Raw genomic sequence first — 22661 nt, forward strand, 5'->3', positions numbered from 1 at the left:
GCTGACTGCAACCGGCGGCATTTTTCATAAAAGAGGGTCAGATATTTGCAACGTTTTCACTCTAAAAATCATTCATTTTACGCATTCTTCATGACCTGTTGTTATCATATTTTTTAAAAACCTAATATGCGGAAACAGGAGGATGTTAAGCAGATGAAAAAGTGCAGCGTATGTTTATTGATTCTTGCTTTATTATTGAGCTGTTTACCTGGGGAATATGCGAATGCGGTAAGCACTCCAATTGCAAAACATGTTGGGAATTCAAATCCGCTTATCGACCATCATCTGGGCGCAGATCCGTTTGCGCTGACCTATAACGGAAGAGTCTACATCTATATGTCAAGCGATGACTATGAATATAATAGCGACGGCACGATTAAGGATAATTCATTTGCCAATTTGAATAAAATATCCGTCATATCTTCAGCGGATATGGTGAACTGGACAGATCACGGAACGATTCCCGCAGCGGGTGCCAATGGGGCGAATGGCGGCCGGGGGATTGCCAAATGGGCAGGAGCATCATGGGCCCCGTCAGCCGCGGTGAAAAAGATCAATGGTAAGGATAAATTTTTCCTTTATTTCGCAAACGGCGGCGGAGGTATCGGGGTTCTCACCGCAGACAGCCCGACCGGCCCATGGACAGATCCGATCGGAAAAGCGCTGGTAACGCCAAATACGCCAGGAATGTCCGGTGTTGTATGGCTTTTTGATCCTGCAGTATTCGTAGATGATGACGGTACCGGTTACCTATATGCCGGCGGAGGCGTTCCGGGCGGTTCAAATCCCGCACAGGGGCAATGGGCCAATCCTAAAACAGCAAGAGTCATGAAATTAGGTCCTGATATGACCAGTGTTGCCGGAAGTGCGTCTACGATTGATGCGCCTTTTATGTTTGAAGATTCGGGAATGCATAAGTATAACGGAAAATATTACTATTCCTATTGTATCAATTTCGGGGGCGCGCACCCGGCCGATAAACCTCCAGGTGAGATCGGTTATATGACCAGCTCAAGTCCTATGGATTCTTTTTCGTATAGAGGGCACTTTCTGAAAAATCCGGGAGCATTTTTCGGAGGCGGCGGGAACAATCACCATGCTGTTTTCAATTTTAAAAACGAGTGGTATGTGGTGTATCATACTCAAACTGTCAGCTCCGCTCTTTACGGGGCCGGCAAAGGATACCGTTCTCCCCATATTAATAAGCTTGTGCACAATCCAGATGGCTCCCTGCAAGAGGTAGCGGCAAATTTTGCAGGTGTCAAACAGCTATCCAATTTGAATCCATATCACCGGGTAGAAGCGGAAACGTTTGCCTGGAACGGACGGATTTTGACAGAGGCATCCTCAGCACCCGGCGGCCCGGTCAATAATCAACATGTCACAAACATTCATAACGGAGACTGGATTGCTGTTGGAAATGCAGATTTCGGGTCAGGCGGTGCCAGGACGTTTAAAGCAAATGTAGCGTCCGCTCTTGGCGGGAAAATAGAAGTGCGGCTAGATACTGCAAACGGTAAGCTTGTCGGAACCTTGAATGTCCCTTCCACAGGCGGAACGCAATCTTGGAGAGAAATAGAAACTGCGGTAAGCGGCGCATCCGGTGTTCACAACGTATTCTTTGTATTTACCGGAACTGGTACAGGAAACTTGTTTAATTTCGATTACTGGCAGTTTACACAAAGATAAGCAAAGGGAGACAAAGGTACGTTTTCTAAGTCCATAAACGACATATGAAGGAGAGGAAAAAATGATATCGAGCGTAAAAAAAACAATTTGTGTATTATTGGTATGTTTCACAATGCTGTCCGTCATGCTCTTAGGACCGGGAGTTACTGAAGTTTCAGCAGCAAGTGATGCAACAGTTAATATATCTGCAGAAAGACAAGTGATTCGCGGTTTTGGAGGAATGAACCACCCGGCTTGGATTGGAGACTTGACTGCGGCTCAACGGGAGACCGCTTTTGGCAATGGACAGAATCAGTTAGGTTTTTCGGTCTTAAGAATTCATGTAGATGAAAATAGAAATAATTGGTACAAGGAAGTGGAGACTGCAAAGAGTGCGATCAAACATGGAGCAATCGTTTTTGCTTCCCCTTGGAATCCGCCAAACGATATGGTTGAGACTTTCAATCATAATGGTGACACAGCAGCTAAGCGGCTGAGATACGATAAGTACGCCGCATACGCGCAGCATCTTAACGATTTCGTTAATTTCATGAAGAGTAATGGTGTGGATCTGTATGCGATTTCTATGCAAAACGAGCCTGATTACGCTCACGAATGGACATGGTGGACGCCCCAAGAAATCCTGCGTTTCATGAGAGAGAATGCCGGTTCCATTAATGCCCGCGTGATTGCGCCGGAATCATTTCAATACCTGAAAAATATATCGGACCCCATTTTAAACGATCCGCAGGCGCTTAGGAATATGGATATCCTCGGAACCCACCTGTACGGCACTCAGGTCAGTCAGTTTCCTTATCCTCTTTTCAAACAAAAAGGAGGAGGGAAAGAGCTATGGATGACGGAGGTATACTATCCGAATAGTGACAACAATTCAGCGGATCGCTGGCCTGAGGCTTTAGGTGTTTCAGAGCATATTCATCATTCAATGGTAGAGGGAGATTTTCAAGCTTATGTGTGGTGGTACATCCGCAGATCATACGGCCCTATGAAAGAAGATGGGATGATCAGCAAACGCGGATACAATATGGCTCATTTCTCAAAATTTGTGCGCCCAGGCTATGTAAGGATTGATGCAACGAAAAATCCTGAACCGAATGTTTACGTGTCAGCCTATAAAGGAGACAATAAAGTCGTGATTGTTGCCATTAATAAAAATAACACAGGGGTCAACCAAAACTTCGTGTTGCAGAATGGAACTGCTTCGCAAGTATCCAGATGGATCACGAGCAGCAACAGCAATCTTCAACCTGGAACGGATCTCAAAGTAACGGACAATCATTTTTGGGCCCATCTTCCGGCTCAAAGCGTGACAACATTTGTTGTAAAGCGTTAAAGGCGTCAGCATCGCAATAAGCCAATTTTCTTACTCAAAAAAGAAAATTGGCTTATTTTCTGTGGGAGAGAAGTGTTGATTTTTAACGATACATGGACATTGGGTATAATAATGACAATGACTTCAAGGAGTGATCATTATATGTCACGGCTTCACAGCAAAGTATTAATCATAGACGACGAAAAAGAAATTTTGGAACTGATTAAAACCGTATTAATAAGAGAAGGCATTGATCGCGTGATCACCGCTTCGACTGCCCGTGACGGATTGGCTCAATTTCATCAAGAAAATCCCGATCTGGTGATATTGGATATCATGCTGCCAGACGGTGAAGGCTATGATATCTGCAAGCAAATAAGAGACATTTCACACGTTCCTATTATCTTTTTGTCTGCAAAGGGGGAGGAAACGGATAAAATTGTAGGACTTGCCATCGGCGGGGACGACTACATTACAAAACCCTTCAGCCCTAAGGAAGTTGCATACCGGGTCAAAGCACAGCTGAGACGGGTCTCTTACTTACAGCCTTCTCAAACCGGAACCGTAATAAAAAAAGGGCCATTTGAATTAAACCAACAACAAGCCGAGCTCACCAAAAATGGAGCGGCTATTGAGTTAACACCTAAAGAACTTATGCTTATGACCTATTTTCTGCAGCATCCCAATCGGGTGATCAGTAAAGAAACACTCTATCAAGCTGTATGGGGAGAAGATTTCTTCGGTTCTGACAACACAGTGATGGTTCATATACGCAGGCTCCGTGAGAAAATAGAAAACACCCCATCAAAACCAGACTTTCTCGTCACTGTGAAAGGGTTAGGCTACAAATTTGTTGTAAAGGATGCGTAAGGATGAATTGGCGATTAACAGGCAGATATATGGTCTCTGTCATTATCGTGACCATCATTACAGTCTTCATTAATTTATTTATTTTTATGTTTTGGCTCGTTTTCCAGGCGAACAGCCAACATGACGAAGAAAATACACCGGAAACTTTCACAAGATCATTCCGACAATATGTCACGTTATCGAACAATGGTATCACAGTAAACAAAGAGGGCCAAAAAGCTTTAAAAGAACAGAATGCATGGATTCAAATATTAGATGAAAACGGACAGGATGTTTATCATGATAGAGAACCTAAAGGACTGAAGAAAAAATATACGCCTATTGAAATTGTAAATTTACATAAATATAAGGATGAACGATTATTATCAACCATTTACGCCGGCGGGAAAAAAGTAAACGGCAAGGAGTACAGTTACTTTATAGGGTTTAAAAATCCCTCTCTCGGAAAATATGTCCTCTCATATGATACCAAGGAATTTGTGACGAAGTTCAATGCAGGAACCATCATATTATTATCAATAGATGCATTGATCGCGTTACTCATTGGCTATCTATTCAGCCGGCAGCTCACAAAACCGCTCGGCCGTGTCATTCAAGGAATTCAGCGGTTAGCTAATGGAGATTATACGATCAACATGAAATCCAAAGGCATTTATAAAGATGTCTTCTATAATGTCAATCATTTATCGGAACAACTATCTTCAAGCAAAAAAGAAAAAGATAAATTAGAGCAAATGCGTGAAGAGTGGATCAGTCATATTTCTCATGACATTAAAACACCATTAGCATCTATTCAAGGCTATGCAGAAATCATCCAAGATCCAAATTACCATCTCACAGCCGAACAGATCAGAGAGTACGCCCAGATCATTGAGAGTAAATCCCTCTATATGAAAGATGTGATGGAAGATTTAAATTTAACGACAAGGCTGAAAAACAACGATGTGATGTTACATACAGAGCGGGTAAACCTTGTATCGCTGCTGCGGGAAACGTTAATTGATATGTTAAACGATTCTAGATATGCGGATAAGTCCATTGAGCTTCAAACGAACGTGGAAAAGCTGATGCTGAACCTTGATGCGATATTGATTCGGAGAGCGGTCACGAATCTCATTTTAAATGCCCTCGTTCACAATGATCCTGATGTGAAGATCGTTGTACAGCTTGAACAAAAAGAACGAACTCATGTGACAATTAAGGACAACGGCAAAGGGATAGAAGAAGAGGAGCTGGAAAAAGTGTTTGATCGCTATTACAGGGGCACAAATACAGGAACGACGCATGCAGGCTCTGGTCTTGGAATGGCCATAGCAAAGGATATTATCCAAAAGCACGGAGGGGACATCACCATTCACAGCACCGTGGAAGAAGGGACAACGATAGATATACAATTATGATAATGGCTATACAAAAAAACGGTTCTGTTGATTAATAACAGAACCGTTTTTTCCTATTGTTCCGAAAACACTTTGATTCCTTTGACAATGTTCCAAATGAAAAAATAGATCGCCACAAGGAATGTAACAGCATACGTCGCAAGCAGGAAAGGCCCGGCGTGTCTGATGTCATTCATACCAAGTAAACCTGAAGCGATGATGCCAATTCCAAAAATCAAATAAGGAATCAGATGCGTCCACAAAGATTTTTTCGCATGATATTTCACATCGTCCTGGCCTAAGAAATAGACGATAATCGGAAACAGAAACGGCGCAAAAAATATACTGAAGTAACATAATGAAGACAACATTTTATTTTCTCTCAAACCTTTTCACCTCTATGATTTATTGAAGGGGGAATTCTTCTGGCTGAATCCCTCACTGAAGTACAATCTTATTGTACAACTCCAACCTTAACCCGTATTAATCCGAACCTTACATCAACCTTAAATTAACAAGGACTCGTCTTCTTACAGCAATCATAAGATTCAATGCCATATTGAGACTCATCACATTCAGCGTGTCTACGTTGGAAATACATTTAATTTTTCGATTCGATTGAAAAATGACGTGTAAAGTCCCGATTCAGCCCGGTTTTCTTTGTTCTATATGTGTCAGGTGTGTCTTATTCAATAGAGATAGAGCAAATTGACAGGCTTTTACACCTCCCAAAAACAAGAAATTAGGTTGATAGACAATCATGAGAAAGATTTTTACAATGAGTTCGAGCTCATAAGAAAGAGCCAAAATGATGCGAAGGAGGAAAAGATCAGATATGAAACGGTCAATTTCTATTTTTATTACGTGTTTATTGATTGCGGTATTGACAATGGGCGGCTTGCTGCCTTCGCCGGCATCAGCAGCAGGGACAAAAACGCCAGTAGCCAAGAATGGTCAGCTTAGCATAAAAGGTACACAGCTCGTAAACCGAGACGGCAAAGCGGTACAACTGAAAGGGATCAGTTCACATGGATTGCAATGGTATGGCGATTTCGTCAATAAAGACAGCTTAAAATGGCTGAGAGACGATTGGGGCATAACCGTTTTCCGCGCGGCGATGTATACGGCAGATGGCGGTTATATTGACAACCCGTCCGTGAAAAATAAAGTAAAAGAAGCGGTTGAAGCGGCAAAAGAACTTGGGATATATGTCATCATTGACTGGCATATTTTAAATGACGGCAACCCAAACCAAAATAAAGAGAAGGCAAAAGAATTTTTCAAGGAGATGTCAAGTCTTTACGGAAACACGCCAAACGTCATTTATGAAATTGCAAACGAACCAAACGGTGACGTGAACTGGAAGCGTGATATTAAACCGTATGCGGAAGAAGTGATTTCCGTTATCCGCAAAAATGATCCAGACAACATCATCATTGTCGGCACCGGTACATGGAGCCAAGATGTGAATGATGCAGCCGATGATCAGCTAAAAGATGCAAACGTCATGTACGCGCTTCATTTTTATGCCGGCACACATGGCCAATCTTTACGGGATAAAGCAAACTATGCACTCAGTAAAGGAGCGCCTATTTTCGTGACGGAATGGGGAACAAGCGACGCGTCTGGAAATGGCGGTGTATTCCTTGACCAGTCGCGGGAATGGCTGAATTATCTCGACAGTAAGAACATCAGCTGGGTGAACTGGAATCTTTCTGATAAGCAGGAATCATCTTCGGCTTTAAAGCCGGGAGCATCTAAAACAGGCGGCTGGCCGCTTACAGATTTAACTGCTTCAGGAACATTCGTAAGAGAAAACATTCGCGGCACTAAAGATTCGACGAAGGACGTCCCTGAAACGCCAGCACAAGATAACCCCACACAGGAAAAAGGCGTTTCTGTACAATACAAAGCAGGGGATGGGCGTGTGAACAGCAATCAAATCCGCCCGCAGCTTCACATAAAAAATAACGGCAATGCGACGGTTGATTTAAAAGATGTCACTGCCCGTTACTGGTATAACGTGAAAAACAAAGGCCAAAACTTTGACTGTGACTACGCGCAGATGGGATGCGGCAATCTGACCCACAAGTTTGTGACGCTGCATAAACCTAAGCAAGGTGCAGATACCTATCTGGAACTGGGGTTTAAAACAGGAACGCTGTCACCGGGAGCAAGCACAGGGAATATTCAGCTTCGTCTTCACAATGATGACTGGAGCAATTATGCACAAAGCGGCGATTATTCCTTTTTCCAATCAAATACGTTTAAAACAACGAAAAAAATCACATTATATCATCAAGGAAAACTGATTTGGGGAACAGAACCCAATTAGTTAAGCTTTAGGCGGACATCAGCAACGATGTCCGCTTTTATCATCTTAAACAGCAATACAAGGAGGTTTACGTGGCGGATGAAACTCTGAAACAGTATATGGGCCTGTACAAATGTTGTTAGCAATCTCAAGAAAGCCAAGGAGTAGATATGATTCACTGAACATATGATGTAATTGTTTCACAGTTTTGAAAAGCGTTTATAGCGCAATGTGTGTATTTCACATCCGCCACTTTTATTACGTAAGGGGGAACAAGAGAATGAAAAAGTATGACGCATTTCCAGAGCCAATTGGCGGCTATACTGTCGGCCGAACCCAGATGGATTTTGAGTACACGGCATCAGATCATACAAAAAGAGAACTGACGGCGTTTGTGTACTATCCGTCCGACAGCAGCGAAGGGAAGACTACATCAGCGTACATGTTTCCTGAAGTCTGCGAAATGCTTGATGAGCAGCCGCTTCTCACTGCGTTGAAGGATGCTTACTCTATAGATATCAAGACCCAATGTTACGACGACCTTGCTCTCTCCGGGAAGGAAAAACGCTATCCGGTGTTATTCTATGTTTGCGGCGGGGGCGGTTCTCCAGAATGGGGTACAGTGATCTGTACAGACTTGGCAAGCATGGGATATGTTGTAGTAAGCATCGGCCATCAGAATAGCACGATGTATAAGCGTAAAGATGGGCGCCTGTTTAATGTATCAAAGGATTTTTCGGATGTCATTATGGCGTTTTCTGAAGATCCGGAGATGCTGGCTTTGGCTGGTAAGATGGAGATACGGCCCGACGATGAAACTGCCATTGAGATGTGCCAAAACGTGCTTACACTGCCGATACTTGACAAGTTAACAGAGTATAGTGAATTACAGGCAGAAGATGTAAGGTATGTAGCCGATTATCTTGTCAAATTGGATTCTGGAGAGCTGAATTCCATCTTTAAGGGCAGATTGTTGCTTGATATCGGCATGGGCATAGTCGGACATTCTTATGGAGGGCCTACGACGGCGATTGTTTGCCGGGACGACGAACGGTTCATCTGCGGGATTGGCTTGGATAGCGGAGCGTTCGGCCTTCAGGGCAGCGACCTTAAGAAACCCTTTTTGCTGCTGTTTTCTGAACCGAACTATAACATGAATGCGATCATTGGCGCTAACAATAGCATGGATACCTATTATTTCTCTGTTGATCGTGCTGCGCATTTAGATTACTGCGACATCGTGTTTACCAGTGTGAATGAGGAACTTAGAGGCGAACGGGATGCCATGGAGATGCGAAATCTTGTTACAGACTATACGAAGAACTTTTTTGATCATTACATACTGCAGAAGGCTACAAGTGTGGAAAGTCTGGCATACGATGGCGTGGACTTGATCAAGAAGACCAGCAACAAGTGACATAACCGATTAAAATACTCAAACTGAAAAACCTTTATGACCAATTTAATTTATTAAGGACGTAGAGGTTTTTTAATATTACCTTACAAAAAGGGGATGTTCTTAGAATATGGATCCACTTTTATATTCTCTACATAATTTCTAGTTTACATAATATATATTCTAGGAAGTTAAACGAAGAAATGAATTATCCGTCTCATAAATTAAGTATACTTTAGTTATTGAGACGGAAGAGAAATTTATAACGAACTAACCGTACATTGTGTTATTGCAGTCATTTCGTTACACGTATAAAAATGTTTGCAGCGTTAGGTTTGATTCAGCTTTGGCCTTTACCCGGAATGAGATCATTTTTAGGGACAGAAATAAAAAAACCATGTCTGGTAATACTTTGCCGCATCTTCCCTGCTTTTTTCCGACGAGTTTTTGCATCGGCTCCCCACATATGAGCAAGTATGACAGCCGCCAGCCAGAGCACTGCCGCGAAATAAAATCCGGCTCTGAGCCCAGCCAATCATTAAAAAATCCCGCAACCAAGGTCCTCCGAAAATACCGAGTGCATAAAGCGCCTGATATGCCCCATCGATGTTGCTCTCATGCCCGCCGGAACAGACTCAATCGACATTCCAAGCAGCACAGGAAAGATAATGCCGAGTGAAAACCTATTAAAAAACGTTTCCATCACCAGCGGAGCCAGTGCGTGCGGAATCATAGCGGTCGTTTTCATTTCGCGAATCATGAAAGACAGGCAAAGACCGAGGCCGCTCCCAATCCAAAGTGCCGCGTGCCACCCCATTCACTGACAACATAACCGCTCATGCTCATCCCTGACAGCTGAGCTAACACGTGAATAAATGAGATCCAGTGCATGACTCCTTTCGTATCATCCGCCGCAAAATAGGTCGCAAATAAAATGGTGAATATAACCCATGTAGATGAGAAAAAGCCGCCTGATGAACAGGCAGCGCTGCAGCTAGTTATTTGCTTCGGTTACCTGCGGAAGCATGAGTGATCCGATAATGCACAGTTAAAAATTTCAGTCCGAACAGCCACATATGATGAACGGCCTTCAGGCTTGTTTCGCTCTGGGCTGAAATAAGAAATGTCTCTGCCAGCGGAAGATGACACGTCCCCCATTTCGTCTGCAGATAAATCCCTTCATCACCCGCTCCGCTTTTTCGCCGTCTGCTTGTCAAAACAAGATTCTGCTTACGCGCATAAGGCTTTAAAATGCCCGTCATTTGGCCGTACGGCAGCGGAAGAGAGATATTCATGTATCCTTCCCCTTTTGCCCTGTACGCTGAATACAGCGCAGTAAAAACGGTTTCCTGCTTTTCATTTGTTCTGATCCACGCACGGACATTTTTTCTGCCGTCTTTATCAGAGTCAACTCCTATAATATCACTGTGCATGATATACCAATCCGGATTCATGGACAGGTGAATCTGCCCCGCTCTTCTGCTGAACGGCTCGTACACGCGCGCGAACGGACGAAACCATCTGCTCCACGTCACTTTTGCCATGATGTCATAATCAATTGTCTCTTCATAAAAGGAAATAACGGCCGGCGCCAGTTTTTCAGTTGAAAAGTCTTCAGAATGCAGTTCTCTCAGCTGATCCAGAAGGCCGGTATAATGGATGTCATTTGCTGCATGAATATCAGTCAAAAATTCTTTGCCTATCGTTCTCTTCCCGTAAATACGGCTGAACGTTCTTTCACTGCCCTCATCAAACGGTCTCGGATTTTCCAACCTCCACCCCGTCAAAGCCGGCAGGATAACGCCGAATGCATTGACGGCCCCGTGAATCCAAATCATCTGGCTGATCGTGAGCGTTGCCTCCTCGCGGTAGACACCATACGAATATATCAAAGAAAAAGCAATTGTGATCATTAACACAGCCGAAGAACTCCTGATCAAGATCCTGCCTGTTTTCGTAACAAACGGCGCCGTAAAGACGAGATAAGCATTTGCATACAGACCCGCCAGATACAGAGCGACAGCAATCACATCAAGTGTCTTTGAAAATGTAATCCCCAGGGCAATAAGGATCGGCGAAATCAAAATAATGACCGTGCTCCATCTGTAAAGAACCTGTTTCTCCCGTATGATCCTGCCGAGCAATCCGTTAAAGATCGGAATGAGGAAAGCGGAATAGTGAAAGTGCACCGCCGTCAGCAGAACGATAAGCGGGCCGAAATTCATGACGGGAATCTCAAGGACATATGCGAAGAACCAGAATCCGCCCCCGGCCAAATAAATGAAACCCGCCATAACAGACATCTCTTCTGTTCTGTGAATATTTGTTTTCATCAGCCGCCGGACAGCATACAGTGCCAGCCCAACCGTATAAATGAGCCACACAACGGCAAAAAAACTGAAGTCTGTGACAAGCGCAAGCACCGCACATAAAGCGGCAACAGGATAACTCCGTAATAACACATTCTCTAAGGTCTTTGACGGTCGAAAAGCAAAATCGAATACAGCGGGAACGAAAAAAAGTACGGAAAATAAAACAAACATCTCAGCAGCTGATATATACGGAGCTTCAGCCGCCGCAAATCCCAAAAAGCAAATCACGCTTACCATGAGATGACGCTTCAGCATGTTTCTCCCTCTGTTTCCCGGAAAGTCCCCCGGTAAGAGAAAAGCGTGCCGAGTATCCGGTTTTTCACATGAACCTTTATGCTGAAGCAATTCATTTCCTCATCATAAGCCTCATAAACGGTTGAACTGCCGCACAGCCATGCCGGAAGCGGGATTTTCTTTCCGACTATCAGGAGCCACTGCCTTCCGGATGTAATAACAAGCCCTCCGTCTGAAGACGCTTCTAAATGCAGTTCAGACAGTAGGATGCGGGGTTTGCCGAAGTAATCAAGAATTCTGTTTTCCCGCTCATCATACTCCATGACCGCATCAAAAAAACGCGGTTTGCTTTTAAAGAAAAAGGTACGATTCCATTCCACGCCATTTTGCCTGTTTTTGTTTTCGATAGTGAAAGGGATATCGTTTCCCCTCTCTGAGAAAAAACATCTGAAAAAAACACCTGTCTTTAAAAGCATTCTGACAAGAAAAGAACCTCCCTTTATTTCTGACATAACGCCTTCTCCGCAAAACGTGCGTGATCCGTCAAATCTGTACCGTTTCTGCAGCATCGGGTGCAGTGATTGATAATGAGTAATCGCTTTTTCATACATTGAATCCGTCATTTCACTTCTCTCTTTCGTTTTGTATGCCAGGCGCTCGGCAGCTTGAGCTTAAGAATCATTGCGGCTATCGTAAGCACTCCTAATGAGATCACGAATCCGCCGCCCGAATATAGCAGTGCCGTTACACAAAAGAAGACTGACTGCCCGGTGTGAATCAGCCACTTTCTCCGCATGGGAAGCAGCCATAATACCCCTAACCCTGTCTCCAGCGCTCCCCTCACGATCTCTGCATCGGCACAGCCATCATGAAAGCCTTGAAAAAACCAATACAGACTGAATACGAGACACATAAAGACATAGACAAACCCGAAACGGACTGATATCTTCGGATGTCTGTTTTGTTCTATCCAAAGCCGCAACGCATCAAAGCTCCATGCGGTAGCCCAGCTTAGCAGAGGACGAAATAAAAACCGGTCTATCCAACTTCCCGGCAGACCGCGGGCCGTTTCATATTGATATTGAGTCAAAAATGCGGTTTGTCCGTTATCCCGCTCTATATACTTCCAGTAGCCCCTGCCTTCTTTTATAAGTGACAGCGGATGATCAGAGGCAAAAGCGAGCGAAGACACTCTTTCTGACGAGCGAGACCTTATGTCACCTATTGATTCGCCCGTGCCGGATACCTTCAGCCCAAAACCGATTCGTGTTTCATATAGAAATCTCTGCGGTTCATCTGGCAGCCTATGAAGATATGTAATGTCAGAAAAACGCAGATCCCATTCTTTATGAAGATGCGGGTTTTGCGTATATTCCCAAAGCGTTTCTATATCAGATGCAATATTGATTTCGACATATATCGGCTTCTGTTTCATGCCCCCTCCTCTTCCCTTCTTTTGTAAACAATTCCTATATTATCATAGGAACAGATCAAGCGGCAGAACGAAAAGGCCATCCCGTTATCGGCAGGACAGCCTCAGTGGCTTTGATGACTTATGAATAAGGTATCGTGTCTTTTTTATCTTCAGAAGCGGTTTGAATGATAATCGGGCGCACAAAACGGATTACCGCAGCCGAGGCCAAAACGGCTAATCCGCCTGCAAGCAAAAACGCCCCGGAGAATGATCCGCTTTTGTCCGCGATAAAGCCGGTTAAAGCAGGCCCGATAATACCGGCCGTGTTTGCAAGAAAATGCATAAAGCCGCCGACTGATCCGACATTCCTTTGATCAACCACATCATGAATCACCGCCCAATAGATAGAGCCCGTTATATATAAAAAGAAGACTGATAAAGCAACGAGAATAACGGCACTTACGGTAGTGGTAACAAGTCCGGCAAATCCGATCAGTACAGCGGAAGCGAACAAACAAGTGACAAGAATGACTTTCCGTGAGAACAAAACCCCTTTTCCGGCGGTTTTTTTGAATACATAATCAGAAATCATTCCGCCTGCCGCCAAACCGATAAATCCAAGAATCCAGGGAATAACAGTCACCACGCTCATAAATTCAACACTTAAACCGCGTTCTTTCACCAGATAGCTCGGAAACCATGTTAAGAAGAAAAATAAGATGTAATTGTAGGCGAAAAAGGCAAAAGCTGTGAAGAGAACCGTTTTTTGTTTCAAATAAAAGGTCATCGGGATATGCTGCTCATGCGGTTGAATCTCCGCTTTCATTGCCGGGGCGTCTTCCGTCGGCGCCGGCCGTTCTTTGACAAATTTAAACCAGATGACCGCCCAGACTAAACCGATGATCATGATCAGGACAAAGGAAACTTTCCAGCTGAACGCCACAGCAATCATCCCGACAATCGGGCCGGAAATCGCCCCGCCGAGCGGCGTTCCGCTGTTTGTCAGGCCGATGACCGTGGCGCGCTGAGACGGAGGAAACCAATTGTTGACCATTTTGCTTATGGCAGCCGACAGCGGCCCCTCTCCCATACCGAATAAAACACGGATAATCAAAAGACTTACAAATCCGAAAGCAAGCGCAACCGCTCCGCTGAAAAGAGACCAAACGATCATCGCCGTACACAATGTCAATTTAGCCCCGTACCGGTCAGATGCAACACCGCCGAGAAAGTTAAACACAGCGTATCCGACAGAAAAACTGCTGAAAATCAGCCCCATTTGGGTTGCCGACAATGTGAGATCCTGCTGTATGAACGGCGCTGCAATAGACAGCGCTGAGCGGTCTAAATAGTTAATCACCCCGGCTGAAAATAAAAGAAGAAGAATAGGGAATCTATCTTTTGAGAACATAAAAAAATCCCCCTCTCATTTCGCGATATTCAGACATTTCGCAATATTCAGACATTTAAATTGCCGGAGTAAACCGGTTTATGCAATGAAACCGGTTATCCGGATTGCCTTGCGAGCAACGCCGGTTTATAGCGGTAAATCCGTTTTTCACCGCCATCTTTTTCTTGTATCTGGCGAAGAAGAAGGCTTCCCGCTTTTCGCGCCATTTCTGCCGCAGGCTGGACGATCGTCGTAATCGGAGGAGTAAAAAAACCCGCAAAAGGAACTTCATCAATTCCGATGACGGCTGCCTTATCCGGAATTGTCATATCATGCTCCTTCATATACTTCAGCACCTCAACAAGAACGATATCGTTTGCCGCCAATATCGCTTTCGGAGGCTCCTCAAGTGAGAACAACTCTGACAAAACATTGGAAATATCAGCCGCATCGGCTGTTTTGATATATTCGTCCCGCACCATCATTCCGTGGCGGTCAAGCGCCTTCTTATACCCTTCAATCCTTTCTACCCTCGGACTGATTTCCCGAATAATGGACGTCGTAATAATCGCAATTCTCTTAATGCCGCTCTCAATAAACCGGTCAACGGCAAGACCGGCTGCATGATGGTTATCAAGCATCACTGTCGGAATCCCGAGTTCTTCAATGGTTCTGTCCATAAACACGACCGGAAACGTATCGCGTTTCATCTTTTCATATAAAGAGAGATTTTCGCCCGTCGGAAAAATAATAATTCCGTCCACCTGCTTAGCCCGCAGCATTTCAATATATTTCTTTTCTTTTTCCGGTTCATCATCCGCATTGCAGACAATAATATGAAATCCTTGTTCATGAAAATAGTCTTCAACCGCCCTGATGACCTGAGTGGAAAAAGTGTGAAGAATATTAGCCACCACCACACCTACCGTAAATGTTGATTTCTGTTTTAAGCTGCGGGCGACGAAATTCGGCTGATAGTTCAGCTCTTGAATGGCCGCTTCTATTTTTTGTTTCGTTTTCTCGCTCATATAGTCATAGCGCTGATTTAAAAATTGAGATACGGTGCTTTTAGATACGTTTGCATATTTCGCCACATCAGAAATTGTAATGGTTTTCATAGACTCATCCCCGTCTGTCTTCATTTTTCACTAGTATAAGTCAGAAGTAAATGGTTTACAATCTGACAGGGACATGGATTCTGTCACACTCCGGAATAAGCCATAAAACCTCCGTCGACGGGAACGGTGACCCCGGTGACGAAGCCTGAGCATGAATCATCCGAAAACCACAGGAGCGTTCCCAGAAGGTCTTCCGGTTTCCCGAAACGTTTCATCGGTGTATGTGCCATAATCTTATTGGATCGGTCTGTCAGACTTCCATCTTCCTGTAATAACAACCCACGGTTTTGCGCTGTCAAAAAGAAACCCGGAGCGATGGCATTCACCCGCAGCCCTTTTTTTGCGAAATGAACAGCCATCCACATCGTAAAATTCTGAATCGCCGCCTTGGCCGCGCTGTAGGCGGGCACCTTTGTCATCGGTGTATACGCACTCATAGAAGAAATATTAATAATCGCGGGACATTCCGCCTTCAAAAGGTCTTTTCCAAACACTTGCGATGCCAGAAATGCACCGGTAAAGTTGGTTGAAAATACGCTGGAAAACCCCGTTTCGTCCATATCAAAAAATGATGTGCCCTGCTCATCCTCTTCATACGTCTCACTGGCAGTGATCGCATCAGGGTGGTTTCCCCCGGCTCCGTTAATTAAAAGATTGACAGAACCGAACCGGCTGATAATCTCGTCTTTTGCCTTTTCGAGCGAATCACGGGCTGAAACATCAGCCGGTACAGAAACCGCGGTTCCTCCAGCATCAGCAATCTCGTCCGCCGCACGCTCTGCTTTATCAGCATTCCGGCTGACGATCGCAATTTTCATCCCCTGCCGTGAAAGCTCCTTTGCCATTGCTGAACAGAGAACACCGCTCCCGCCTGTTATGACAGCGGTTCTTCCTGATAAACGTTCATGAATCGGTCTCATCCCTTCACCTCTTTCTCATGAGACGAGAACGCATCCCACAGTCCGTTCAAGTACATAATTCCTAAGGCACGATCATATAAACCATAACCCGGCCGGCATTGTTCGCCCCAGATATGACGGCCGTGATCAGGCCGTACATATCCTTTATAGCCTTGGCCGTGCAATTCTTTTACCACACCGGTAATATCAATGGACCCATCACTGGTAAGATGCGAAGTTTCCGTAAAATCACCGTTATCGCTGATTTTCACATTTCGTATATGGGCAAACGGCGCAGCTCCCGCATAGTGTTTGGCGATGTTCACCATATCATTGGCGGGATCCGCTCCCATCGAACCCGTGCATAACGTAATACAATTGGCGGGTGAATCTGAAATCTCTCGCAGCTTTTCATAACTTTTCTCACCGGTGATAATACGGGGCAGGCCAAAAATTGACCAGGGCGGATCATCCGGATGAATGGCCATTTGAATGCCGTGTTCCTCCGCTACAGGAAGGATTCCATGTAAAAAGAACTCAAGATTGGCCCAAAGCTGTTTTTCATCAACCGTTTGATAGGCCTCAAACAGTTCCTTGATCCGGGCCATTTTCTCCGGCTCCCACCCGGGAAGCGTCAAATCAGAAGATTCTTCAACCGTGCGGATCAGTTCCTCCGGAGGGAGACTTTCCACTTTCGCTTTTTCAAAAAACAAAGCGGTTGACCCATCCTCCAGCGCGCGGAACATATCGGTACGCGTCCAGTCAAATATCGGCATGAAATTGTAACAGATGACTTTCACGCCGAATTCGGACAGATTGCGAATGGTCTGTTTATAGTGCTCAATATATTGTCCGCGTTCTTCATGACCGAGTTTAATGGCTTCATGAACATTCACGCTTTCCACGACCTCTGCATGAAACCCATAGGATTGAATGTATCTGACTTCCGCTTCAATGTCCTCCTTTTCCCATACATCGCCCGCGGGCTTCTGGTGAAGAGCCCAGACGATGCCTTTGACCCCGGGAATTTGTCTGACATGTTCAAGAGTCACCGTATCATTACCTTGGCCGTACCAGCGAAACGTGATATTCATGTTATACCCCCGTATATTCGTTTTTTCGGCAGACGTATTCTTTGCTGAGGGATACGGCAGCTTCATAGCCGCCCTTTTGATATGCTTTTGTCAAGTCGCCTCCCACACCGACCGCGACCGCTCCGGCAGAGAGCCAGTCATTCATGCTGTTTAATGAGATACCCCCGGTCGGCATAATGCGGACATTCGGCAGAGGACCGTTGACCGACTTGATAAATGAAGGGTCAAACGAATTAGCGGGGAACAGCTTTACCACATCACATCCGGCTTCAAGGGCCAAAGCCATATCAGACACACTCATGCATCCCGGAAGATACGGTACGCTGTACTGGTTGCATAGAGATGCTATCTCTTTTACAAAATGAGAGCTGACGATAAATGAGGCGCCTGATAAAATGGCGTGTCTCGCCGTTTCTGTATCCATTACAGAACCGGCTCCAAGAAGAATATCTTGATGCCGGAGTTCCTTAAAGACATCTTCCACTTCAGGAGTTGTGTATGTAAGCTCAATGGCGCTGATACCTCCTGAAATGGCCGCTTTTGAAACTTCAAGCGCCTCTTGGCTGTTTTGTCCCCTTATGACAGCCACCACTTGTGCATGCAGAAGTTTTTCGTAAATGGCGTACTTAGGCAGCATTCTCGCTCCTCCTTTAATCAAACGTAATGATTGCTTTTCCCACCTTGTCCGGGTGCTGTTCGATCAACTGAAATGCTTGATGGACGTCATCTGCTGAAAATGTATGTGTAATAAGACCGCCGTGCGTTAACAGGCCTTTATTCAGTAAGTCTGTAATGTACGGAAACTGATTCGTCTGCAATCTTGAACCGGTTATCGTGACTTCCTTTTTTGTGATCGGAAGCTGAGAAATGCCGGCAGTCCTCTCATCAAAACCAAGCACAACCACATGACCGGCCGGAGACACCGCGTCAATGGACGTTTCAAACGTTGAGGGGAGACAGACGGCATCAATGACGACATTGGCGCCTTCATTTTCTGTCCATTCGTTCACCCGCAAAACGGGATCTTCTTTTTGCGCGTTGACGGTAACGTCCGCACCGTTTTTTTCAGCGAATGCCAAGCGTTCATCATTCAAGTCGGTTATCATGACGGAAGCGCCTTTGAACTTTGCCATTTTTAATATGCAGATTCCGATCGGTCCCGCTCCCTGAATCAAAACGGTATCTTCCTTCTCGACACGGCCTCTCCAAACGGCCTGGGCGCCGATCGTATATGGTTCTGCCATGACCGCTTCCTCCCAGGGCAGATCGGGGGAAACGGCATGCAGCTGCTTTTCCGGAACCACGATATATTCCCGCATCCCGCCATCTTCATGAACGCCGAACACCGAAAGCGCTTTGCAGACGTTCGGACGTCCTTTCCGGCAGGCATAGCATGTTCCGCAATAAGATATCGGTTCAACCACTACGCGGTCACCCGGCTTGAAACGCCGGACATGAGAACCGGTATTTGCGACTTCCCCTGTAACTTCATGTCCGATTACTCTCGGCAGGGACGCTAACGGATTTGTCCCATGATAAATATGCAAATCTGATCCGCAAATTCCGACCCGCTTCACCTTGACAAGAACATCATCCGCGTGGACAACAGACGGTTTCTCACATTCCGTCACCACCAGATCAAATGCTTTCCGTACTAGAACCGCTTTCATTTTCTCACCCGCTTTTTAAGTTGTGCTTGCTACCGTTCAATCACAGTCTCTTTGTTTACAAATGACAGAACCTCTTCTAGATAGGGAAGCCCTTCATTGTCACCGGAAACTGTGGTGACGAGCGCACCGACCGCATTGGCAAACTCCAGACGTTTTTCCGGTTCAAAACCATGCAGATAACTGTACAGGTAGCCGGCATTAAAGCCGTCACCCGCTCCTACCGTGTCAACAGGCGCAACCGGGAAAGCCTCTTTATGAACCCACTTATGATCATGATACAGCATAGAACCTGCTTCACCGTCTTTTATGACGAGCTGGCTGATTGAATAGGTTTCTGCAAACCGGGCTAATGCTTCATTTTCCCCTATACCTGTCAGCTGTTTCATTTCGTCCCGGCCCGCCAGAAGAATATCAGTATGCGGAAAGATTTGATGAAATGCCGCACGCGCCTCCTCAATCGTCCACAGCTTCAGCCTGATATTCGGATCAAAAGATACGGGAATCCCTCTTGCTTTGGCGATGGAAAGCACCCTTTCAGCAATTTCAAGATTTTTCTTATCAAGTGCGAGGAACACACCGGTAAGATGAACGATGTGAATGCCGGCAAACATATTCTCTGTTATATCTTCCGGTGCAAGAGTCAGAATTGGTGAATTGAAACGATAATAAAACGTCTTGCCTGAACCGTCATTTCTGATCTCTTTGACATTTAAAGATGTAGGAAAGCCTTCAACATAGGAGACGTCAGTCACATCAATTCCTTCTCCTTTGGCAAACTGATAAATCACTCTGCCGAACTCATCCTTCCCCAGTCTGCTGACCCACTTTGAGTGCAGATTCAATCTGGCGCATGCAATCGCAAAATTCAGTTCAGCTCCTCCTGCTTTTCGTTCAAAATGGGTAACAAAACGCAAAGGTCCTGTGCTTGCGGGATTTAAGGTGATCATCGCATCACCGATCGTAAAAATGCCATAATCAGAAGCCACATCAATACTCCTTTCTTTGAAGACTAAATCGGTTTGGTAAACCGGTTTAGTAAAACTTTATATGAAAACCCTTACACACGCAAGATAAAAATACAATAAATTCAAAAAAATCTGTTTTCAGTAAAAATAACCCGGTTTTTCACATAAAATAAAAAAACCCCTCACAACAAAATGTAAGAGGTTTTTTGAAAATTGTATGCATGTTTCCTCAGTTAGCAGTCTTACGTTCGGGGCTTGTACCTTCTTCTTCCGCCCATGTTTCAATATGCTTGAGCTCCGGGGTATTCTCGGCTTTGAATACGGGATCAAGACCTTTTTTGCGCTGAGCGGCATAATCCTTATAGATCTTGTAGGCTACATTACTCAGCAGTAAAATTGCCACTAAGTTAATGAGAGCCAAGAGTCCCATAAACAAGTTTGCCATGTCCCAGACGATCTGGAAGTCAGCCAAACATCCGTATACCACCATCACTACAACGAATACGCGGTAAATATTAAGCCATGTTTTGCTTGTTTTAATAAATTCAATATTCGTTTCACCATAGTAATAGTTGCCGACCACAGAGCTGAATGCGAATAAAAACATCGCAATCGCAATAAATGTCGGGGCCCAGCCGCCGAGGTGGTGCTGCAGTGCGGCTTGTGTCACTTGGATGCCGTCGCCTTTAGGCGTAAAGCTGTACAATAAAATGATAAAGGCAGTCGATGTACAAACAATAAATGTATCAAAAAACACGCCGAGCGTCTGAATTAATCCCTGCTTAGCCGGATGCGACACATGTGCAGCCGCTGCGGCATTCGGCGCGCTTCCCATACCCGCTTCGTTTGAAAACAGGCCGCGCTGCGCACCGATAATAATGATGCTTCCTAAGCTTCCGCCGACGATCTGTTCAAGACCGAACGCATTTTTCACAATCGTAACAAACAGCTCAGGTACCGCTGTAATATTTACAATCACGACATACAGCGCGATCAGAATATACATACCCGCCATGACCGGAACGATTAATTGCGAAACGGAAACAACACGTTTCAGACCGCCGAATATAATGAAAGCCGTTAATACAGCTAAAATGATTGCGATAACTGTTTTATTCACATGGAATGCTTCGTCAAACGCCACAGAAATCGTATTTGACTGCACGGCGTTAAAGATAAGTCCGAAAGAAACGGTAATCAATACCGCGAATAAAATACCGAGCCAGCGGGCGCCCAGTCCCTTTGCCATGTAATATGCCGGACCGCCGCGGAATTCGTCACCGGAACGCACTTTATACAGCTGCGCCAAGGTGCTTTCCACAAAGCTGGAAGCCATACCGACAATCGCTACGATCCACATCCAAAATACTGCGCCGGGACCGCCTGTTGCAATCGCCAGCGCGACGCCGGTCAAGTTTCCGGTTCCGACACGAGAAGCGGCTGAGATAAAGAATGCCTGCATTGAAGACACTCCTTTATTCCCTTGCGGCTTCTCCCCGACGATTCTGAACATTTCAATAAAGTATTGGAATTGAATAAAGCGAAAACGGAACGTAAAGTACAATCCGATCCCGACTAAAATATAAACAAGATACTTCCAAATAAAATCATTTGGAACATTTATGATTTCACTGATGAAAGCCTCCATGTTTAACCTCCCTTTTACATATCTTTTACTGTCATTTTTGCTGCATATGTTAGATCTTTTAACACAACGAGTATTATTATATCACAACAACAGTGGTTGAGAAGTTTTTTTAAGAAAATGTTTCGGTTTCTACATCACGTCTTTTGCTGTCATGCCCCGTTTTTTATCTTACAGCCCGAAAGATGTTGTCACGTCATAAGGAATGCGTGCATATCATAACAAATAGGTCTTTAAGAAAAAAGAGATGAAAAGATGGATGGAATGGTATATACTTAACCAGGATAATAATTTTTTAAATTTAATAAATATGTTTACTTTACATTTAAATTAGGGTATTATAATAAAAATATTCAGACTTATGAAGGGGGGAGAACATTTGAAAAAAATCTTGTTTTTAAAAGCTTCTATTTTATTTTTAGCGATTGCAAGCTTTCATTTGCTCTCCATTCCCCATGCGTTTGATACTGCTCATCATTTTAAAGCGGTAGCCGACCAGCAGGAAATGCACGAAATGAAGGCCGGCCAAAATGCTGATGATGAGAAAAAATCGCTGACGGGCTCATATATCTTGACGGCGCTTTTTGCCGCTTCTGTCTCACTGATCGTGATATCAGACAGGAGACGCCCCGCTTCACGGAGAAGACAGCGAAAGAAAAGCTTTTTAATCGCTAAATTTTATCAGTCCTCGTATTTCGATGAGCTTCATGTTCAACATCGCCTATCTATGTAACATAAAATGAGGAGGTTGTTAAACATGTTGTTTATCTTACGAATGGTGATTTTAGGGTTATTTTCATTCACTGCATTGAATTTATTTGTATGGCAGGGAATCGAAGTCATTCACGCTATCACTGACTTATTCGGCAGCCATGAAAGCTAAATAGTAAAACCTCCGCT

21 protein-coding genes are annotated in these 22661 nt (G+C 44.7%); 8 read left to right on the forward strand and 13 right to left on the reverse strand.

Features of this window, described 5'->3' with window-relative positions:
• Window positions 1–153: 153 nt before the first annotated feature.
• The 4 genes from AC3WTF_RS00130 to AC3WTF_RS00145 all read left to right on the forward strand — a co-directional run bounded on the left by AC3WTF_RS00130 (window position 154) and on the right by AC3WTF_RS00145 (window position 5271).
• Window positions 154–1689 (forward strand): glycoside hydrolase family 43 protein, encoded by a 1536-nt coding sequence (locus AC3WTF_RS00130; RefSeq protein WP_032871592.1) that lies wholly within the window; start codon window positions 154–156, stop codon window positions 1687–1689.
• 61 nt (window positions 1690–1750) lie between these two features.
• Entirely contained in the window at window positions 1751–3022 is a 1272-nt protein-coding gene (xynC, locus tag AC3WTF_RS00135; RefSeq protein ID WP_106080054.1) for a glucuronoarabinoxylan endo-1,4-beta-xylanase XynC, read from the forward strand.
• A 141-nt stretch (window positions 3023–3163) separates the two neighbouring features.
• Window positions 3164–3871 (forward strand): response regulator transcription factor, encoded by a 708-nt coding sequence (locus tag AC3WTF_RS00140; RefSeq protein WP_025284801.1) that lies wholly within the window; start codon window positions 3164–3166, stop codon window positions 3869–3871.
• 2 nt (window positions 3872–3873) lie between these two features.
• Window positions 3874–5271 carry a sensor histidine kinase gene (locus tag AC3WTF_RS00145; protein WP_129003436.1) on the forward strand — a complete coding sequence of 466 codons (1398 nt, stop codon included), beginning with the start codon at window positions 3874–3876 and terminating at the stop codon, window positions 5269–5271.
• 53 nt (window positions 5272–5324) lie between these two features.
• Here AC3WTF_RS00145 and AC3WTF_RS00150 read toward each other — a convergent pair whose 3' ends face one another.
• Window positions 5325–5636, reverse strand: a complete 312-nt coding sequence (locus AC3WTF_RS00150) for a magnetosome magnetite crystal formation protein family (protein ID WP_007410147.1) — start codon at window positions 5634–5636, stop codon at window positions 5325–5327.
• 449 nt (window positions 5637–6085) lie between these two features.
• Here AC3WTF_RS00150 and AC3WTF_RS00155 point away from each other — a divergent pair, with 449 nt between their 5' ends.
• Both AC3WTF_RS00155 and AC3WTF_RS00160 read left to right on the forward strand, forming a co-directional pair.
• Entirely contained in the window at window positions 6086–7585 is a 1500-nt protein-coding gene (locus AC3WTF_RS00155) for a cellulase family glycosylhydrolase (RefSeq protein WP_032865987.1), read from the forward strand.
• A gap of 259 nt (window positions 7586–7844) precedes the next feature.
• Window positions 7845–8981: an alpha/beta hydrolase gene (locus tag AC3WTF_RS00160; RefSeq protein ID WP_032865988.1), complete on the forward strand. Its 1137-nt coding sequence runs from the start codon at window positions 7845–7847 to the stop codon at window positions 8979–8981.
• A gap of 517 nt (window positions 8982–9498) precedes the next feature.
• Here AC3WTF_RS00160 and AC3WTF_RS00165 read toward each other — a convergent pair.
• The 12 genes from AC3WTF_RS00165 to AC3WTF_RS00220 all read right to left on the reverse strand — a co-directional run bounded on the left by AC3WTF_RS00165 (window position 9499) and on the right by AC3WTF_RS00220 (window position 21764).
• The gene (locus AC3WTF_RS00165; RefSeq protein WP_007410151.1) at window positions 9499–9777 is read right to left on the reverse strand and encodes a hypothetical protein; all 279 of its coding nucleotides are present in this window, start codon (window positions 9775–9777) and stop codon (window positions 9499–9501) included.
• Between the two features lie 181 nt (window positions 9778–9958).
• On the reverse strand, window positions 9959–11587 hold the full coding sequence (locus tag AC3WTF_RS00170) for a YndJ family protein (RefSeq protein ID WP_492314150.1): 1629 nt from the start codon (window positions 11585–11587) through the stop codon (window positions 9959–9961).
• Entirely contained in the window at window positions 11581–12189 is a 609-nt protein-coding gene (locus AC3WTF_RS00175) for a DUF4166 domain-containing protein (RefSeq protein WP_007410154.1), read from the reverse strand. Before AC3WTF_RS00175 ends, AC3WTF_RS00170 begins: the two co-directional genes overlap by 7 nt.
• The gene (locus tag AC3WTF_RS00180) at window positions 12186–13001 is read right to left on the reverse strand and encodes a hypothetical protein (protein ID WP_007410155.1); all 816 of its coding nucleotides are present in this window, start codon (window positions 12999–13001) and stop codon (window positions 12186–12188) included. The genes AC3WTF_RS00175 and AC3WTF_RS00180 overlap by 4 nt, the downstream gene beginning before the upstream one ends.
• A 118-nt stretch (window positions 13002–13119) precedes the next feature.
• On the reverse strand, window positions 13120–14391 hold the full coding sequence (locus AC3WTF_RS00185; RefSeq protein WP_047935757.1) for an MFS transporter: 1272 nt from the start codon (window positions 14389–14391) through the stop codon (window positions 13120–13122).
• Between the two features lie 95 nt (window positions 14392–14486).
• Window positions 14487–15488 carry a substrate-binding domain-containing protein gene (locus AC3WTF_RS00190; RefSeq protein WP_007410157.1) on the reverse strand — a complete coding sequence of 334 codons (1002 nt, stop codon included), beginning with the start codon at window positions 15486–15488 and terminating at the stop codon, window positions 14487–14489.
• An 83-nt stretch (window positions 15489–15571) separates the two neighbouring features.
• A complete protein-coding gene (locus AC3WTF_RS00195) occupies window positions 15572–16408 on the reverse strand; it encodes an SDR family oxidoreductase (protein ID WP_032865992.1) in 837 nt (278 codons plus the stop codon).
• Window positions 16405–17481 carry a mannonate dehydratase gene (gene uxuA / locus AC3WTF_RS00200; RefSeq protein ID WP_492314151.1) on the reverse strand — a complete coding sequence of 359 codons (1077 nt, stop codon included), beginning with the start codon at window positions 17479–17481 and terminating at the stop codon, window positions 16405–16407. Before uxuA ends, AC3WTF_RS00195 begins: the two co-directional genes overlap by 4 nt.
• Window position 17482: 1 nt before the next feature.
• Window positions 17483–18118, reverse strand: coding sequence for a bifunctional 2-keto-4-hydroxyglutarate aldolase/2-keto-3-deoxy-6-phosphogluconate aldolase (locus AC3WTF_RS00205; RefSeq protein ID WP_032865994.1), 636 nt, complete (start codon window positions 18116–18118; stop codon window positions 17483–17485).
• A 13-nt stretch (window positions 18119–18131) separates the two neighbouring features.
• Window positions 18132–19151, reverse strand: coding sequence for a zinc-binding alcohol dehydrogenase family protein (locus tag AC3WTF_RS00210; protein WP_492314152.1), 1020 nt, complete (start codon window positions 19149–19151; stop codon window positions 18132–18134).
• Between the two features lie 29 nt (window positions 19152–19180).
• Entirely contained in the window at window positions 19181–20137 is a 957-nt protein-coding gene (locus AC3WTF_RS00215) for a sugar kinase (protein WP_020955881.1), read from the reverse strand.
• Window positions 20138–20345: 208 nt separating this feature from the next.
• On the reverse strand, window positions 20346–21764 hold the full coding sequence (locus AC3WTF_RS00220) for an alanine/glycine:cation symporter family protein (protein ID WP_007410311.1): 1419 nt from the start codon (window positions 21762–21764) through the stop codon (window positions 20346–20348).
• 376 nt (window positions 21765–22140) lie between these two features.
• Here AC3WTF_RS00220 and AC3WTF_RS00225 point away from each other — a divergent pair, with 376 nt between their 5' ends.
• Together AC3WTF_RS00225 and AC3WTF_RS00230 are read left to right on the forward strand one after the other, a co-directional pair.
• Window positions 22141–22494, forward strand: a complete 354-nt coding sequence (locus AC3WTF_RS00225) for a hypothetical protein (protein ID WP_003153956.1) — start codon at window positions 22141–22143, stop codon at window positions 22492–22494.
• A 24-nt stretch (window positions 22495–22518) separates the two neighbouring features.
• Window positions 22519–22644 carry a hypothetical protein gene (locus AC3WTF_RS00230; RefSeq protein WP_003153957.1) on the forward strand — a complete coding sequence of 42 codons (126 nt, stop codon included), beginning with the start codon at window positions 22519–22521 and terminating at the stop codon, window positions 22642–22644.
• The last annotated feature ends 17 nt before the right edge of the window (window positions 22645–22661 follow it).

Source organism: Bacillus sp. EB106-06-01-XG163 (assembly GCF_058791615.1).